The 15024-nt window shown below is 64.9% G+C and carries 15 protein-coding genes; 11 read left to right on the plus strand and 4 right to left on the minus strand.

Features of this window, described 5'->3' with window-relative positions; genetic code table 11:
- The first annotated feature begins 591 nt into the window (after nt 1–591).
- The 4 genes from BJF92_RS14460 (at nt 592) to BJF92_RS14480 (ending at nt 4677) form a co-directional block, all read left to right on the plus strand.
- On the plus strand, nt 592–852 hold the full coding sequence (locus BJF92_RS14460) for a hypothetical protein (protein ID WP_075635440.1): 261 nt from the start codon (nt 592–594) through the stop codon (nt 850–852).
- A 662-nt stretch (nt 853–1514) separates the two neighbouring features.
- Nucleotides 1515–2738 carry a zinc metallochaperone GTPase ZigA gene (gene zigA, locus BJF92_RS14465; RefSeq protein ID WP_075635441.1) on the plus strand — a complete coding sequence of 408 codons (1224 nt, stop codon included), beginning with the start codon at nt 1515–1517 and terminating at the stop codon, nt 2736–2738.
- Between the two features lie 247 nt (nt 2739–2985).
- Nucleotides 2986–3396: a DUF2177 family protein gene (locus BJF92_RS14475; RefSeq protein WP_075635443.1), complete on the plus strand. Its 411-nt coding sequence runs from the start codon at nt 2986–2988 to the stop codon at nt 3394–3396.
- 165 nt (nt 3397–3561) lie between these two features.
- Nucleotides 3562–4677, plus strand: coding sequence for a pyridoxal phosphate-dependent aminotransferase (locus BJF92_RS14480; RefSeq protein WP_075635444.1), 1116 nt, complete (start codon nt 3562–3564; stop codon nt 4675–4677).
- Between the two features lie 37 nt (nt 4678–4714).
- On the opposite strand, the gene BJF92_RS14485 is transcribed toward BJF92_RS14480, so the two are convergent.
- Entirely contained in the window at nt 4715–4981 is a 267-nt protein-coding gene (locus tag BJF92_RS14485) for an SEL1-like repeat protein (protein WP_075635445.1), read from the minus strand.
- Nucleotides 4982–5462: 481 nt separating this feature from the next.
- On the opposite strand from BJF92_RS14485, the gene BJF92_RS14490 reads away from it, so the two are divergent.
- From BJF92_RS14490 to BJF92_RS14505, 5 genes are all read left to right on the plus strand, one after another.
- On the plus strand, nt 5463–5843 hold the full coding sequence (locus BJF92_RS14490; RefSeq protein ID WP_245294762.1) for a DUF2147 domain-containing protein: 381 nt from the start codon (nt 5463–5465) through the stop codon (nt 5841–5843).
- Nucleotides 5844–6349: 506 nt separating this feature from the next.
- Nucleotides 6350–6541: a hypothetical protein gene (locus BJF92_RS26320; protein WP_075635447.1), complete on the plus strand. Its 192-nt coding sequence runs from the start codon at nt 6350–6352 to the stop codon at nt 6539–6541.
- Between the two features lie 120 nt (nt 6542–6661).
- The gene (locus tag BJF92_RS25770) at nt 6662–6829 is read left to right on the plus strand and encodes a hypothetical protein (protein WP_176218698.1); all 168 of its coding nucleotides are present in this window, start codon (nt 6662–6664) and stop codon (nt 6827–6829) included.
- A 127-nt stretch (nt 6830–6956) separates the two neighbouring features.
- Nucleotides 6957–8459 (plus strand): AMP nucleosidase, encoded by a 1503-nt coding sequence (locus BJF92_RS14500; RefSeq protein WP_075635448.1) that lies wholly within the window; start codon nt 6957–6959, stop codon nt 8457–8459.
- A 108-nt stretch (nt 8460–8567) separates the two neighbouring features.
- Nucleotides 8568–9344 (plus strand): peptidoglycan-binding protein, encoded by a 777-nt coding sequence (locus BJF92_RS14505; RefSeq protein ID WP_075635449.1) that lies wholly within the window; start codon nt 8568–8570, stop codon nt 9342–9344.
- An 18-nt stretch (nt 9345–9362) separates the two neighbouring features.
- Here BJF92_RS14505 and BJF92_RS14510 read toward each other — a convergent pair whose 3' ends face one another.
- Together BJF92_RS14510 and BJF92_RS14515 are read right to left on the minus strand one after the other, a co-directional pair.
- Nucleotides 9363–10280: a diacylglycerol/lipid kinase family protein gene (locus tag BJF92_RS14510; protein WP_075635450.1), complete on the minus strand. Its 918-nt coding sequence runs from the start codon at nt 10278–10280 to the stop codon at nt 9363–9365.
- 124 nt (nt 10281–10404) lie between these two features.
- Entirely contained in the window at nt 10405–11388 is a 984-nt protein-coding gene (locus BJF92_RS14515; RefSeq protein ID WP_075635550.1) for a lysylphosphatidylglycerol synthase domain-containing protein, read from the minus strand.
- A gap of 143 nt (nt 11389–11531) precedes the next feature.
- On the opposite strand from BJF92_RS14515, the gene BJF92_RS14520 reads away from it, so the two are divergent.
- Both BJF92_RS14520 and BJF92_RS14525 read left to right on the plus strand, forming a co-directional pair.
- Nucleotides 11532–12530 carry a glycosyltransferase family 2 protein gene (locus BJF92_RS14520; RefSeq protein WP_425356471.1) on the plus strand — a complete coding sequence of 333 codons (999 nt, stop codon included), beginning with the start codon at nt 11532–11534 and terminating at the stop codon, nt 12528–12530.
- A 2-nt stretch (nt 12531–12532) separates the two neighbouring features.
- The gene (locus BJF92_RS14525) at nt 12533–14056 is read left to right on the plus strand and encodes a glycosyltransferase family 39 protein (RefSeq protein ID WP_075635452.1); all 1524 of its coding nucleotides are present in this window, start codon (nt 12533–12535) and stop codon (nt 14054–14056) included.
- Between the two features lie 21 nt (nt 14057–14077).
- Here the strand turns inward: BJF92_RS14525 and BJF92_RS14530 are convergent, their stop codons facing one another.
- Entirely contained in the window at nt 14078–14740 is a 663-nt protein-coding gene (locus BJF92_RS14530) for a L,D-transpeptidase (RefSeq protein ID WP_075635453.1), read from the minus strand.
- Between the last annotated feature and the right edge of the window lie 284 nt (nt 14741–15024).

The following is a 15024-nucleotide window of genomic DNA, read 5'->3' on the forward strand; positions in this document are numbered from 1 at the left end:
CGCCGCACCGACAAGGACGGCGTGGCCTTGCCCTCGCATCCCTGCGGCAAGAGACCGAAATCCGTATCCTTAGACTTACCTATTGGGCGCCGCGAAGCGGCTGGCGGCGGGGCGGGCATTAACCCTTTGGAAACCAAAAACGGGCCTGATCTTGACCACGGACGTCTTGCGATCCAGAAATTTAGGCGCTAGACGGCGCTTCCTTCGGCAGGCTGTCCAGAAATTGGCCAGGATTGGCCGGCAGGGGAAATGTGCTGCGGCTTTTTTGCGGTTGCAATGATGCACCGCACAGGGCCTCGGCCCCGTGGCACATGCCCGCGACCGGCGGCAACGGCCGGCGCGGTTTAGTCAGCTCAGGTTCATCTTGGGCATCATAGATTGGCGCATCGGACCCGGACGGCCATCGGCTTTCCCGGTTCATCCGATGAACTGACGATAGCTGGAGCGTCGAGCCGAGAACAATTTTCGGGTCGAGGATCCAAAGGCAAGGCCGGAGTGCGGGGGCAGATCCGGCGTGAACCAGAACCCCTGTCCACGAGACCGCGCGGGATGCTTCCCGGCGTCTTGGCGGGCGGAACAGGAGAAAACACCATGTATGGGGCATCCGCTGCCAATAACGGCATCCATTATATCAGCACCTTCGACTTCTACCGGCTGGTGGACGAGAAGATGCGGGCCAAGGGGTGGGACGGCCGTCTCTATGACGAGAGCCTGAACCAGAGCGTCATGGAAACGCTGCTGGTCGACTACAAGATCTGGCCCGAATGCTGGAAGTCGCTGCTGGACGACGAGCAGCGCGACAGCCTGATGAAGGAAGCCGCCGCCGCGCGCAGCCAGCGCCGCGCGAGCTGATCGGACCTTTTCCTCAGGCGTCAGCGCCCGGCCCGGTGTCTGCCCGGGCGGGGCATCATCCATTGGGCGCAATGCCGACTGCCTTTGTGCGCAGCGTGGCGGCATAAGCGGGCAGCCTGTCGCGCATGCCGGCTGCGGGTCTTGCGTTCACGCCCTGCGCCGCGACCGGGATTTGAAGCGGGCACGCCAATCCGAAAAGCGCGATGCGCTGACAGCGCCCTTCGACCTGACGGCTGAGATCGGCGCTCCAGGCTCTTTCTCTGGGGTGCTGCACGGCCGCCCGTTTGCGGACCGGCGGGTGAGCGCCCGGCCGGCGCCACTGGTCATCGACGGACCCGTTCCAGCGCAGCAAACTCTGCCACAGCCCCCCGCGCGCGCCGGCATGCTGCAACTGGCCTCCGTGGCGCGGCTGCCCTAATGACCTTCGTCGCTTGCCGGTGCACAGGACAATTCGGGTCTGTGCAAAATCACGTGGTTTGTGCGCATGTCGTGAGTGAGACGAAGCGAGACCGTCGGATCACGCGCGTCCGATCGGCTGCGAAGCGACGCAGTGCCCGACCGCATCCCCAACGCCGGACCTACGTCTTCCACCGCCCCGCTTGACAGGCTAACCCTCTCTCTTCTACTAAACGTAACGTTATAACGTTTTTTTGGAGATTGCGATGCCATCCTCCCCCGCCGACAGGCGCCTGCCCGTCACCGTGCTCTCGGGCTTTCTCGGCGCCGGCAAGACCTCGCTTCTGAACCATGTGCTGCACAACCGTGAAAACCGCCGCGTCGCGCTGATCGTGAACGACATGAGCGAGGTCAATATCGATGCCGACCTCGTGCGCGAGGGCGGCGCGGGCCTGTCACGCACGGAGGAGAAGCTGGTGGAGCTGTCCAATGGCTGCATCTGCTGCACGCTGCGCGACGATCTCCTGGCCGAGGTGCGCAACCTGGCAGAAGATGGCCGCTTCGACTATCTCCTGATCGAGAGCTCCGGCATTTCCGAGCCGCTGCCGGTCGCCGGCACCTTCTCCTTCCGCGACGAGAGCGGCCAGAGCCTGTCGGATGTCGCCCGACTGGACACCATGGTCACCGTGGTCGATGCCGTCAGCCTGCTGCACGATTACGGCTCGCATGAGCTTCTGGCCGATCGCGGCGAGGTCGCCGGCGAAGGCGACGAACGCAGCATCGTCGATCTCCTGGTCGAGCAGATCGAATTTGCCGATGTCGTCGTCATCAATAAGGTGTCCGAGGTCTCGCCGGTCGAGCGCGGCCAGGTGCGCGCCATCATTCGCGGGCTGAACGCCGATTGCCGCATCGTCGAGACCGATTTCGGCCGCGCGCCGCTGTCGGACATTCTCGACACCGGCCTGTTCGACGAGGACAAGGCCGAGCGCCATCCCATGTGGTTCAAGGAGCTCTATGGCTACAAAGATCACGTGCCGGAAACGGAAGAATACGGCATTTCCAGCTTCGTCTACCGTGCCCGCGCGCCCTTCGATCCCACGCGCTTTGCCGCCTTCATCCAGTCGACCTGGCCGGGGCTGATCCGCGCCAAGGGTCATTTCTGGCTGGCGACGCGGCCGGACTGGGTGGGCGAATTCTCGCTGGCCGGCTCGATCGCCCGCACCACGCCGCTGGGCCGCTGGTGGGCCTCCATCGACAAGCGCGAATGGCCCGACCATCCCGAATGGCACCGCCATCTGATGAAGCGCTGGGACGAAAGCTGGGGCGACCGCCGCCAGGAACTGGTGTTCATCGGCCATGGCATGGACGAAACCGCGCTGCGCGCCGCGCTCGACAGCTGTCTTGTCGAGAACGCGCAGGACTTCCGCCCCGCCGCCTGGGCCCGCCTCCCGGACCCCTTCCCGCGCTGGGGGCGCAGCGAGGCGGCGTAAGATCACGGCTTGAAGACAGGGCGGAAGGCCGGGGACGCTTGGCGTTGCCGGCCGCTGTGACGGGAGGATTGCCCCTTTGCGATGTCGCCCGCCTGCCGCAGCCGAGCCTTCCGGCTCCCGCTTCCGGTCTGAGCGGCGGCCTGGACCAAGCAGGAATCGCGCGCCTCGCGCGATCCGGTGTTCGCCATGGCGCGTAAGGGGCCATGCCTCTTGCCTCCCGAAGGGGTCTCACGCCCGGAGCCCGCCGATGAAAGCCGCCCTCACCGCCTACGCCGCCACGCTCGTCACCTTCCTTGCCATCGATGCCGTGTGGCTCGGGCTGGTCGCGCGCACCTTCTATCGCGACCAGCTGGGCGAACTGATGCTGCCGCAGCCGAACTTCGTCGCAGCCGCCGTGTTCTACCTTTTCTTTGCCGTCGCCGTGGTCATTCTCGCGGTCATGCCGGGCCTGCGCGCCGGCTCGATCCTTGTCGCCATGGGCTATGGCGCGGTGCTCGGCCTTGCCGCTTACGGCACCTATGACATGACCAACCTCTCTACTCTCAAGGGCTGGCCGACGCTGATGTCCTTCGTCGACATGGGCTGGGGAACGATCCTGACCGCGGTTTCGGCCGGCGCCGGCGCCTATGCCGTACGTCTGTTTGCCGCCAACGGCTGAGATCGGGAGCGCCGGGCCGGCCGAGGCCGGCGCGTGCCTGCTCGTTGGGAAATGCGGCAGGACGCGGCTCGCCGCCGATTGCTCCTCCGGGCAAAATGCCCGATAAGGCAGTCCCGCCCGGAGGATCACCGCTCCGGACACTGTCTTTCGGAGTCGCCGAGCCTCATGTCTGCCTTCCCGCGCCTGACCCTGCTGGCCCATAGCCTGCCCGCCACCGTTCCCTTTGTCGGGCCGGAAGCGCTGGAGCGGCGCATTGGCCGGGCGGTGGTGGCGCGAATCGGCGCCAATGAGAGCGGATTCGGCCCCGCCCCTTCCGTGCTTTCGGCGATGCGGGCGGCGGCGGACGGCATCTGGCAGTATAATGATCCCGAAAATTTCGCGCTGAAGCAGGCGCTTGGCCTGCATTACGGCATCGCGCCGGAGCACATCGCCATTGGCGAGGGCATCGATGCCCTGCTCGGGCAGATCGTGCGGCTGGTGGTCGATCCCGGGCAGGCGGTCGTCACCTCGCTCGGCGCCTACCCGACCTTCAACTATCATGTTGCCGGCCATGGCGGGCGGCTGGTCACCGTGCCCTATCGCGATGACCGAGAGGATCTCGACGGCCTGCTCGACGCCGTCAGGCGCGAGACGGCGCCGCTGGTCTATCTCGCCAACCCCGACAATCCCATGGGCAGCTGGTGGCCGGCAGAGGCGGTGGCGGCTTTTGCCGAGGCGCTGCCGGAGACGACGCTCTTGGTTCTGGACGAGGCCTATGGCGAGACGGCGCCGGCGGGCACGCTGCCCGAGATCGATAGGCTGATCGCGCGACCGAATGTCATGCGCACGCGCACCTTTTCCAAGGCCTATGGCCTGGCGGGCGCGAGGGTCGGCTATGTCTTATCGACGCCGGAGAATGCGAGCGCCTTCGACAAGATCCGCAATCATTTCGGCATGAACCGCATGGCCACGGCCGGCGCGCTCGCGGCGCTGGCGGATCAGGCCTATCTGCAGGATGTGCTTGCGCGGATCGCGGCTGCGCGCGCCCGCATCGGGCAGATCGCCGCGGCCTCAGGCCTTGCTGCCCTGCCGTCGGCCACAAATTTCGTGGCGGTGGATACCGGGCGCGATGCGGCTTTCGCCCGCGCCATCGTCGATCGGCTGATGGCCGATCACGGGGTCTTCATCCGCATGCCGGGTGTGGCGCCGCTCAATCGCTGCATCCGCATCAGCACCGGGCCCCAGGCCGAGATGCAGCGGCTTGAAGAGGCGCTGCCGCAGGTGCTGGCCGCGCTCGGCTGACCTCTTTTGCCCGGACGGTGCACGTGGCGCGCCTGCGTCAGTGCGTGGTCATCCATTCGCGGGCTTCGCGCAGCGCCTTGGCCAGTTCCATCTTGGACATGGACGAGGACAGTTCGGCCCGAAGCAGCGCGGCACGCTCGGAGCCCCTGATGGCGGCAATGTTCAGCCACTTGTGCGCCGAGACCAGATCGATGTCACAGCCGCGACCGGTGGCATACATCAGCCCCATTTCGCAGAAGACCTCGGCGCGGTTGTCGCCGCCAGCCGGTGCGTTGAAGACGGTATCGAGATCGAAGCGTGCCATGGTCCTGTCCCTTGTTTGAACGCGCTATTGCCTGAAATATCCCTGTTTGCGGCCCTTCATGAGCCCCTTCCCCGCTCGCCGTCTCTGCGGCTTCGGCGGACAAGGCCCGGCAGGTTTGGCCTGCTCCGTGGATGTCCCGACCCTAGCCGGCGCCCTTCAATGCGCGCTTAAAATGCGTCCTTAATTTGCGACAAACAAAGCGCAAATTGTTCGTAAACGGCTGATTTTGTTAAGCATGCAAGGTCCGGTCTCCATTGGGAAATCGGTACCAGGGAAAGGCCTTGCGCAACTCAAAGCTTCAACCAAACGCTAACCATCCCGGCGAAGCGCTGAAAATGGCGGCCTCCTGGCCTGCCCGACACACGGCGCATCTTGATTTACGTTTACGTGCGCGTAAACTCTTCACGCCGCGACCGGGAGGACGCTCGCGGCGTGGAACGCCGGCCGGCCTATCGCCGTCGGCACGAGGAGGAGAGACAGCATGACCGCGAAAGCACGGATGGGCCTGGCCGCTTTTGGCAGCGCCTTGTTGATCAGCACGGGCCTGATCGCCACAAGCCTGACAGCCGCAGATGCGCGCGCCGCCGAGCCGATCGTCGGCAACTGGAAGACGGCAAGCGGCGAGACGGCCGCAATCGCGCCCTGCGGCGGCAATTTCTGCATCACGCTGAAAACGGGCAAGCATGCCGGCAAGAAGATCGGCACGCTGACCGGCAGCGGCGCGGCCTATACCGGCGAGATTACCGATCCCGCCAATGACAAGACCTATAGCGGCTCGGCCGCCGTCGGGCCCGGTTCGATGAAATTGCAGGGCTGCGTGATGAAGGTGCTGTGCCGCTCGCAGAGCTGGACGAAGCTGTGACGCAGTGACAGGCCGGCGCGCCGGGCAGAAATGCCCTGCGCCCGGAATCAAGAGGGCGATCACGCGGTCACTGGCGGGTTACCTCGCCCACGAAGATGAACGCCTTCGTTCAGAAACCTCGGGCTTTTTCCATAGGACGATCATTCGCCGAGGTCTCGCAGGCCGAGCGCAGCAGGGGTGCGCCTGCATCTTGAGGCGGTTGTCGCGCGTGGCGGATTGACGCAGCGTCGGGGCGCCCCTTGCCGGGCAGGAATTTTTGCAAATGCGAAGAAAGACTTAGCCTCGCGCCCCGCCCTCCGGCCTGCGCCAGACACAACCTGTGGAGGAACCCCCTCGGTCAAATGCAGGAGGCTCGCCGTCCCAAAGATGCTCCACGCTTTTCCACAGCTGAAGCCGAAGATGAACGGGAGATGAACCGATGTCTCAGGACGCGTTCAGTTTGGTCCCGCTAAAACGTCATTATCGATTTCAACCGGTTCAAAACGAACCAATTCGGGACATCAGCAATGGATATGCTCGCGCGCCGCCTCACCATCATCAGCATGCTCATGGTTGCTTTCGCCATGTCGCTGGCCGTCGCCGTCAGCGCCGATACCGAACGCCGCCGTGAAGCTGGCAATGGTCTGGCCGACTGCACCGCACACACTGCCCAGTTTTGCCAGGCCCGCCTTCACATGATTGACGAAGCCAAGCTGTAAAGCAGGAGCATCGCCCGTCCCGGGCAGGGCCGAATCACCCTCGGCAGTGCCCGGGTCGATGTCTGCATCGGATGGAAACGGCAACCGGCGTTTCATCCGATGCGCCAGAGGAGCCCGGCCATGACCTACATGCCCTCGTTCGCAAATGCCATGCGCGCCCTCGTGCTCGCCGCATTGATCGGCGGACCCTTGGGCCTGCTGGCGGTCACGGGCGGCGACGCCAACAAGCTCGGCAATGGCGCCGGGCTCGTCCTCTTCGTCACGCTGCAGCGTCAGGCGATGAGCTGACGCCGCTGCCGGCGGTCTGCCTTGGCCGGATGTCGCCAGCAAGCCAACTTCCGTTCACATCAGATTAGGGCGGCCAGCGGGACATCTTGTCGTTTGCTTGTCAAAGGCGCCATCCTATACTGCGCGCATGAACGCACGAATCCTTCCCCTCGCCTCGCTCGCGCTCTCCACGCCCGAGCCCTTCGCAGCCCAGACCTTCGACGATCCGGTCGCCGCCGTCGATGCGCTCGAAGCGCTTTATGCGCGCAACACCGGCTTTCTGACCGATGCCTTCGTGGCGCTGGGCAAGAGCGGAAAAGCGAACACGCGCTACCGCGCCTGCTACCCCCAGGTCAGCATCGAGACGACGAGCTACGGCCACGTCGATTCGCGCCTGTCCTATGGCTATGTCAGCGCGCCGGGCGTCTATACGACCACGATCACACGGCCGCAGCTGTTCCGCCATTATCTGAAGGAGCAGCTCGGCCATCTGATCCGCAACCACAATGTCGCGATCACGGTCTCCGAATCGGCTACGCCGATCCCGCTGCACTTCGCCTTTGGCGAAGGCGCGCATGTGGAGGCGACGCTGGCCGAGAACATCGAGGTGCCGCTGCGCGATCTGTTCGACGCGCCGGACCTGACCACGACCGATGACGAGATCGCCAATGGCTCCTATGAGCCCGGCCCGGGCGAGCCCTTCCCGCTGGCGCCCTTCACCGCCCAGCGCATCGACTATTCGCTGGCGCGGCTCGCGCATTATACGGCCACCAGCGCCACGCATTTCCAGAACTTCGTGCTGTTCACCAACTACCAGTTCTATATCGACGAATTCTGCGCCTGGGCGCGCCAGCAGATGGCCGAGGGCGGCCATGGCTATACCGCTTTCGTCGAGCCGGGCAACATCATCACCCACGCCGGCGCCGACAAGCCGGAGACCGATCTGGCGCTCGCCCGCCTGCCGCAGATGCCGGCCTATCACCTGAAGCGCAAGGGCCATGGCGGCATCACCGTCGTCAATATCGGCGTCGGCCCCTCCAATGCCAAGACGATCACCGACCATATCGCCGTGCTGCGCCCGCATGCCTGGCTGATGCTCGGCCATTGCGCCGGCCTGCGCAACAGCCAGGCGCTGGGCGACTACGTGCTGGCCCATGCCTATGTGCGCGAGGATCACGTGCTGGATGACGACCTGCCCGTCTGGGTGCCGATCCCGGCGCTTGCCGAGGTGCAGGTGGCGCTGCAGGACGCGGTGGCCGAGATGACCGGTTATGAGGGCTACGACCTCAAGCGGATCATGCGCACAGGCACGGTGGCCACCATCGACAATCGGAACTGGGAACTGCGGGATCAGCGCGGGCCGGTCAAACGCCTGTCACAGTCGCGCGCCATCGCGCTCGACATGGAATCCGCCACCATCGCCGCCAATGGATTCCGCTTCCGCGTGCCTTATGGGACGCTGCTGTGCGTGTCAGACAAGCCGCTGCATGGCGAGCTGAAGCTTCCGGGCATGGCCACGGCGTTCTACAAGAACCAGGTGAGCCAGCATCTGCAGATCGGCATTCGCGCGCTGCAGAAGCTCGCGGCCATGCCGCCGGAAAAGCTGCATTCGCGCAAGCTCAGGAGTTTCTTCGAAACGGCGTTCCAGTGACAGGACCGTGACACGCGGCCTGCAACCCTTTCGTGAGTACGTTTTCTATTTATTAAGAATATGTTTCACTGCTCCTGCAGCATGAGGCTGCTTTGGAGAGGTGACGAAATGCCGAAATACTCTCTGACTACCCCGCTTGGCCCGAACCGGGCCAAGCTGAACGGTGCGCTGTCTGGCGCGCGCAACAAGACCATGCTTACGCTGATCGGCAATCCGCGTGGCAATTACTCCGACGACTGCCGCTGGCCTACCAACAAGAAGGTTCTGGATCTCATTATCCAGAAGAATGTCGGGCCTTTTAAGGTATCGGGACTGAAGCCGGCGGTCGAGACCCTTGAGCTGATCTTCGCCGATATCCGGGCGCATGAGCCGGAGATCTATGCCGTTCTCGGCACCGCCGGCATGCTTTGCTGCCGCTATGTGCGCGGCAGCACCACCTCGATCAGCAACCATTCCTGGGGGACGGCAATCGATCTGACGCTCGAAGGGGTGCTGGACAAGCGCGGCGACGAGCGCGCCCAGGTCGGCCTTCTGTCGATCTACAAATATTTCAACGCTCATTCCTTCTTCTGGGGTGCGGCCTTCCCCACCGAGGATGCGATGCATTTCGAAGCGTCGGAGCAACTGATCCGGACATGGTCGGCGCAAGGCCTGTTCGGCGCTCATCCGCCGCCGCTCTCCGACGAAATCTTCGAACTCGGCGACCGCGGCCCGAACGTCAAGGAACTGCAGGAACTGTTGAATCATAAGCTCGGCCTCGATCTCGATGCCGACGGCATTTTCGGCCCCGCCACACGCGCCGCGGTGATGGAGTTTCAGCGCGAACAGGGCCTGCCGATTACCGGCGCGCTCCTGCCGGCGCAATTGGACAGGCTCGCAGCCTGACGGTCCTCCCCCCGCCGCTCAAGGTGAGGGTTCAATCCCCTGGGGGCCGACCAACAGCTTCAGTTCTCCGGCATGGACGCGCAGATCGACATCGCCGCGCAGCGGCAGGAGCTCGCCGTCCATCACGCAATTGATCTTGTGATTGGCCTCCGGGAAATGCAGCGTCACATGGGTGACGCTCATTTGGGTAATCAGCGGGCTTTCGCGGAACTTGCCGCGCAGGATATCGAAGGTCAGCCGCGCCACGCCGGCCGATGTGAGCGGCGGCGCGGTGTAGAAGCCCAGATGCCCGCCATCAACGCTGTCGGCATACATCAGCGAGTTCGCGCCGAAGTGGTTGTTCGACACCGAAAGCGCCGAGACCTTGCGCCGTTCACGGACACCGTCCACCTCAAAATCGATCTTGAACTTCGGCGGATTCAGGATGACGCCGAAGGCAGCCCGCGCGCTGGCCGAAATCTTGCCGAGCCTTGAGGCGAAACTGTAAGATTCCCTGTAACGCACCATGCGTGCATGCAGGCCCATGGAGAACTGGTGCACGAAAGCGCGCCCATTGGCGCTGCCGATATCGGCAGCCATCACATGGCCATCGGCCAGCACGTCGAGCACGCGCCAGATGTCCAGCGGCAGTTTCAGCGTGCGGGCAAAGAGATTCATGGTGCCGGCCGGCACCACGCCGAGCGGCATGCCGTTTTTCCAGGCAAGGGCCGCGGCCGCCGAAATCGTGCCGTCGCCGCCACCGGCGATCATGGCGTCCAGATCGTCGCGGGCGGAGGTGCGCTCCAGCGCCGCCTCGATCTCCTTGCCGGAGATCACCGACACCTCGATCTGGTGTCCGGCTTGCGTGAAGATGCGCTCCATCTCCTGCGTGTAGCGGTCCATGTCGGTGGTGCGAAACGTGCCCCCGTCGCGGTTGAGAATGGCCTTGATCTTCATCCGTCGCCTCACACGTGCTGTCGCCGTCCTCATATAAGTCGGCACGCGGCAAAATCATCGCCGGATTGCGCAAGAAAAGAAGAAGAAGATCAGGCCGGCAGGCCCCTGCTTTTCGCGATGCGTTTCAGGATGCCGTGGGACGGGCCGGCGCGGCGCGCGGTGCGAGAAGCAGGCTGAGGAGCGTGCCGGCGGCAGCCGAGACCAGAACCATAAGATGGGCGTTGACCGCCGCCTGACTCAGGGCGGACAGCGCAGGCTCGCCGGCCGGAGCGCCAAAGGCGAGCGCGCCCGCAACGATGCCGGCCGGATAGGTGCCGACCCCGCCCGGCGCATGCGCCGGCAGAACAGAGGAGAGTTCGCCCCCCAACGCGCCCCCAAGCGCGGCCGCGAGCCCCGGCGCCCCCAGAAGCGTCAGGATCCAGGCGATGGTCGCCACCTTCACCGACCAGTTGACCACCGTCATGGCCCAGGCGCGGAAGAACGGCGCCCAGGATTGCGGCAGGCCGGACAGCACGCTTTCGGCCAGCCGGGCGACCTTGCCGGGAAACCGGCGGCTGACGACGGAAAACAACGGCCGCTGAAAGGCAAAGCCGGCGATCGGCAGCAGGCAATAGGCCACCCACGCCGCCCAGGCGAGGAGCGGAAAGGGCGCGGCGGCCACCAGCCCGATCAGGCCGACGGCGAGAAGCGCATGCAGGTCCAGCACCCGCATCCACAGGAGCGAGGCGGCGGAGCGCGCCATCGGCATGGAAAACTCGCTGCGCATCAGCACGAAGAAGGAGGCCTCGCCCGCGCGGAATGGCAGCAGGATATTGGCGAGATTGTGCACCTGCGTGACCCGGAACAGCCGCAGGAAGGCGCCGGAGAGATCCTGACGGAAATAGTCAAAGACTCTGAGGCAGCGCACCAGATGGGTGACGATCATCAGCCCGAGCGCCAGCGCGACCGGCCCGGCGCCGATCGCGCCCCAGGCGGCGAGAATGCGGCCCCAGCCCCACATCCACTCGATGAAGGCGCAATAGGCCAGCACGGCCGAAAGGCTGATCAGCGCTGCCGCATGGCGGCGCAGGAAAGAAGCCATGCCCCGTGTTTCCTCGTCCGTTCCAATCTGTTGCGTCACCGGCCGCTTGCCTTTCGCGCTGTCATGCCCGGAGCCCCTTCGCAGGCGGCTGGCAGGATTCGAGTGCTTGTCGTCCTCATCGTGCCATGCGATAGGAGGCCCGCATCTTTTTAAGACGGGATTAAGGCATCGTGGACGTGACCGCAATCGCAGGGCCGTACGACACGCCGGTGGAACTTTCGCTGGTCGTGCCCTTGTTCAACGAGGAAGAAAGCGTCGGCCCGCTGATCGCAAGGATCATCGAAGGCATGAGCGCCTATACCGGCCGCTGGAATCTGGTGCTGGTGGATGATGGCAGCACGGACGCCACGCTTCTGCGCGCGCGCGAGGCGATCAGCCGGCCCGATCTGGAGGCTGTCGTCGTCGAATTGCAACGCAATTTCGGCCAGACCGCAGCCATGCAGGCCGGCATCGACGCCGCCGACGGGCGGCTGATCGCCACGCTCGACGGCGATCTGCAGAATGACCCGGCCGACATTCCCCGCATGGCGGCAGAGCTGGAGGCGCGCGATCTCGATCTGCTGGTCGGCTGGCGCAAGAACCGCAAGGACGGCCTGTTCCTGCGCAAGGTGCCCTCCTGGTGCGCCAACAAGCTGATCGGCCGCATCACCGGCGTGAAGCTGCATGATTACGGCTGCAGCCTGAAGCTCTACCGCAGCTCCGTCATCAAGCAGGTCAAGCTTCTGGGCGAGATGCACCGCTTCATTCCGGCCTGGGTGGCGGCCGTGGTGCCCAGCTCGCGCATCGGCGAGATGGCCGTCAACCATTCGGCACGCGCCTATGGCACCTCGAAATACGGGATCTCGCGCACCTTCCGCGTCATTCTCGATCTGCTCTCGGTTCTGTTCTTCATGCGCTACCGCGCGCGGCCGGGCCATTTCTTCGGCTCGCTGGGGCTGGGCATCGGCGCGATCAGCCTGCTGATCCTCTTCTTTCTCGCGGTGGAAAAATACGGCTTCGGCGAGGACATCGGCACGCGCCCGCTTCTGATTATCGGCGTCATGCTGTTCCTGTCCTCGGTGCAGCTGATCACCACGGGCATTCTCTCGGAAATGATCGCCCGCACCTATTTCCAGAACAAGGACACCGGCAGCTATACGGTGCGCCAGGTCTTCCGGCGGGCGGAGTAGCGATGTTTGCCCGCCTGGCCGAGGCGCTCGAACAGAGGCCGGGGCGCATTCTGGTCCTGATCCTCGCCTATCTGCTGATCAATATCGCCGTGCGCCTGTCGCTGCCGACCTCGCTGGAAATGGACGAGGCGCAGCAGGCATTGCTGACGCAATGGCTGGCCGCCGGCTATGACAGCCAGCCACCACTCTACAACTGGGTGCAATATGGCGTCAGCGCACTCGCCGGCCTGTCGCTCAGCACGCTTGCAGGGGTCAAGGCCGGCTTTCTGCTGGCGATCTATGGCGGCTATGCCATGCTGGCGCGCGAATGCCTCGAGGATCGCGCGCTGGCCGCGCTGGCGCCGCTCGGCCTTCTGACCATTCCGCATATCGCCTGGGAATCGCAGCGCGATCTCACCCATTCGGTGGCGCTCAGCGCCGTCTCCATCCTGTTCCTCTGGGCGGTGATGCGCACGCTGAAGCGGCCGAGCCTCTTGAGCTTCACTCTGGTGGGGGTGACGGCCGGGCTCGGCCTGCTGGCGAAATATAATTTCGTGCTGCTGCCCTTCTGCTGCCTTGTGGCCATGGCGAGTCTGCCCGAGACGCGCCGCCGGCTCGCGGACTGGCGCATTCTTGTCGCCGCGGCCTTCGCGGTGCTGGTCTTCCTGCCGCATGGGCTCTGGCTCTGGCAGAATTCCGGTATCGCCGCCGCCGAGACACTGGGCAAGCTGGAGGATGACGGCGCGCCCGTCAGCATGCTGGCGGATCTCGCCGGCGGCGTGCTGTCGCTTGCCGGCGCCACGCTCGGCTTCACCGGCCTGACGCTGCTCGTCTTCGCGCTCGCCGCCGGCAAGGCGGACGGCGCCAGCGCTTTGCGGGCGCAATCGCTGCCGACGCGGCTGATCGGCCGGATGATGCTGGTCTTTATCGCCATCCTGCTGATCACGACGCTGGCCACCGATGCCGACAGTTTCAAGGAGCGCTGGCTCTCGCCGGTGCTGATTTTCCTGCCGCTCTATCTCTGCCTGAAGGCCGAGGCCGCCGGGCTGAACGGGCGCAGGCTGCTGGCGCGCATCCTGCCGGTCGCCCTCGTCATCGCGGTGCTCGTGCCCTCGATCCTGTTGCTGCGGGTGACGGCGGCCGGCTGGACCGGAAAATACAACAAGCAGAACGTGCCCTATGCGGCGCTGTCGCGCCTGATCGCCGAGGCCGTGCCGGAGGCCCCGGGGGCGGTCATCCTCAGCGCAGACCGTCAGCTTGCCGGAAATCTGCGGCTGAACTTCCCCGCCGCTGCGGTGGTGACGCCGGACTATGAGCGCTTCGAGCGCGCGGCCTTCGACACCGCCAACCGCCCGGTTCTCGTCGTCTGGCGCGGAAACGCGCCGATCGACCCTGCGCTGCGCCAGCTGGCCCTGCGGCAGGGATCGGAGCAGGAGGGCGTGAAACGCGAGGCGACGCCGGTCGGCGGCATCGTCTCGCTCGGCTATCTCTATGGCCGGCCTGGTGACCGTGTCACCTTCAGCTACCAGCTCTTCGCCAACCCGTAAGCAAACTCTGAACGGCGCCCATTACAGGGCGGCGAAGCTTTCCGCCGGATGGCTGCCCTGGATGACGATGACCTGCCCGCCGACCTTGGCGCGCTCATAGAGGTCGATCACATCATGGTTGAGCATGCGCACGCAGCCCGACGACATGGCCTGGCCGATCGACCAGGGCTGGTTGGTGCCATGGATGCGGAACATCGTGTCATTGCCGCCGCGATAGAGATACATGGCGCGCGCGCCAAGCGGATTGTTGAGACCGCCCGGCACACCGGCGGCATAGCGCAGGTTCTTGTGCGGATCGCGGCGGATCATGTTCGGCGTCGGCGTCCAGGACGGCCATTCCGCCTTGCGGCCGATATAGGCATTGCCCGAAAGCGCATAGCCGGCCCGGCCGACGCCGATGCCATAGCGCATCGCCCGGCCTTCTCCCAGAATGTAATAGAGCCGGCGCGCGCCTGTATCGACCACGATCGTCCCGGCCTTGTAGGGCGCGGGATAGGCCACCTCCTGCCGGCGCAGCTCCGGGGCGATCTTGTCCAGCGGCATGGCCGGCAGCGGAAACTTCTCGTCCGCGATCGGACCGTAATTCAGCGCAGAGGTCTGGATGAACGGGCTGGGCGTGGTCTGGCTGCAGCCGGCCACAAGACCGGTGGCGCCGAGAAGAAACGCGCGGCGGGAGAATGTCATGAAATGGCCTCGGATCGGGTGATTCTGTGGCCATGAGCATGCGGAATTTATGGTTAACGGCGGGTAAAGACAGGCCCTCGCGGGTCAGGATCCGTTAACCATGATCAGGGCATGGAGCCGAGGTTTTTGCGCAACCACACTCACCCTGGCCTCTCCCTGATGGGGAAAGGAGGCCAGTGGCGATGGCTCAGCCCTTGTCCAGCGAAACGTTTGAGAATGCGAGCGAGCGCTTGACGCGAAGTCGCTTCTCCCCGTCCAGGCCCCGATGAAGGGGCCAGACGGAG

This window comes from Xaviernesmea rhizosphaerae (genome assembly GCF_001938945.1).
Lineage (GTDB): Bacteria > Pseudomonadota > Alphaproteobacteria > Rhizobiales > Rhizobiaceae > Xaviernesmea > Xaviernesmea rhizosphaerae.

Excerpts from the sequence above, each read along its gene's own strand:
- BJF92_RS26320 (WP_075635447.1), top strand. The coding sequence starts at position 6,350 with ATGGATATGCTCGCGCGCCGCCTCACCATCATCAGCATGCTCATGGTT.
- BJF92_RS14480 (WP_075635444.1), top strand. The coding sequence starts at position 3,562 with ATGTCTGCCTTCCCGCGCCTGACCCTGCTGGCCCATAGCCTGCCCGCC.
- BJF92_RS14485 (WP_075635445.1), bottom strand. The coding sequence starts at position 4,981 with ATGGCACGCTTCGATCTCGATACCGTCTTCAACGCACCGGCTGGCGGC.
- BJF92_RS25770 (WP_176218698.1), top strand. The coding sequence starts at position 6,662 with ATGACCTACATGCCCTCGTTCGCAAATGCCATGCGCGCCCTCGTGCTC.
- BJF92_RS14460 (WP_075635440.1), top strand. The coding sequence starts at position 592 with ATGTATGGGGCATCCGCTGCCAATAACGGCATCCATTATATCAGCACC.
- BJF92_RS14510 (WP_075635450.1), bottom strand. The coding sequence starts at position 10,280 with ATGAAGATCAAGGCCATTCTCAACCGCGACGGGGGCACGTTTCGCACC.
- BJF92_RS14530 (WP_075635453.1), bottom strand. The coding sequence starts at position 14,740 with ATGACATTCTCCCGCCGCGCGTTTCTTCTCGGCGCCACCGGTCTTGTG.
- BJF92_RS14500 (WP_075635448.1), top strand. The coding sequence starts at position 6,957 with ATGAACGCACGAATCCTTCCCCTCGCCTCGCTCGCGCTCTCCACGCCC.
- zigA (WP_075635441.1), top strand. The coding sequence starts at position 1,515 with ATGCCATCCTCCCCCGCCGACAGGCGCCTGCCCGTCACCGTGCTCTCG.
- BJF92_RS14490 (WP_245294762.1), top strand. The coding sequence starts at position 5,463 with ATGACCGCGAAAGCACGGATGGGCCTGGCCGCTTTTGGCAGCGCCTTG.
- BJF92_RS14525 (WP_075635452.1), top strand. The coding sequence starts at position 12,533 with ATGTTTGCCCGCCTGGCCGAGGCGCTCGAACAGAGGCCGGGGCGCATT.
- BJF92_RS14475 (WP_075635443.1), top strand. The coding sequence starts at position 2,986 with ATGAAAGCCGCCCTCACCGCCTACGCCGCCACGCTCGTCACCTTCCTT.
- BJF92_RS14505 (WP_075635449.1), top strand. The coding sequence starts at position 8,568 with ATGCCGAAATACTCTCTGACTACCCCGCTTGGCCCGAACCGGGCCAAG.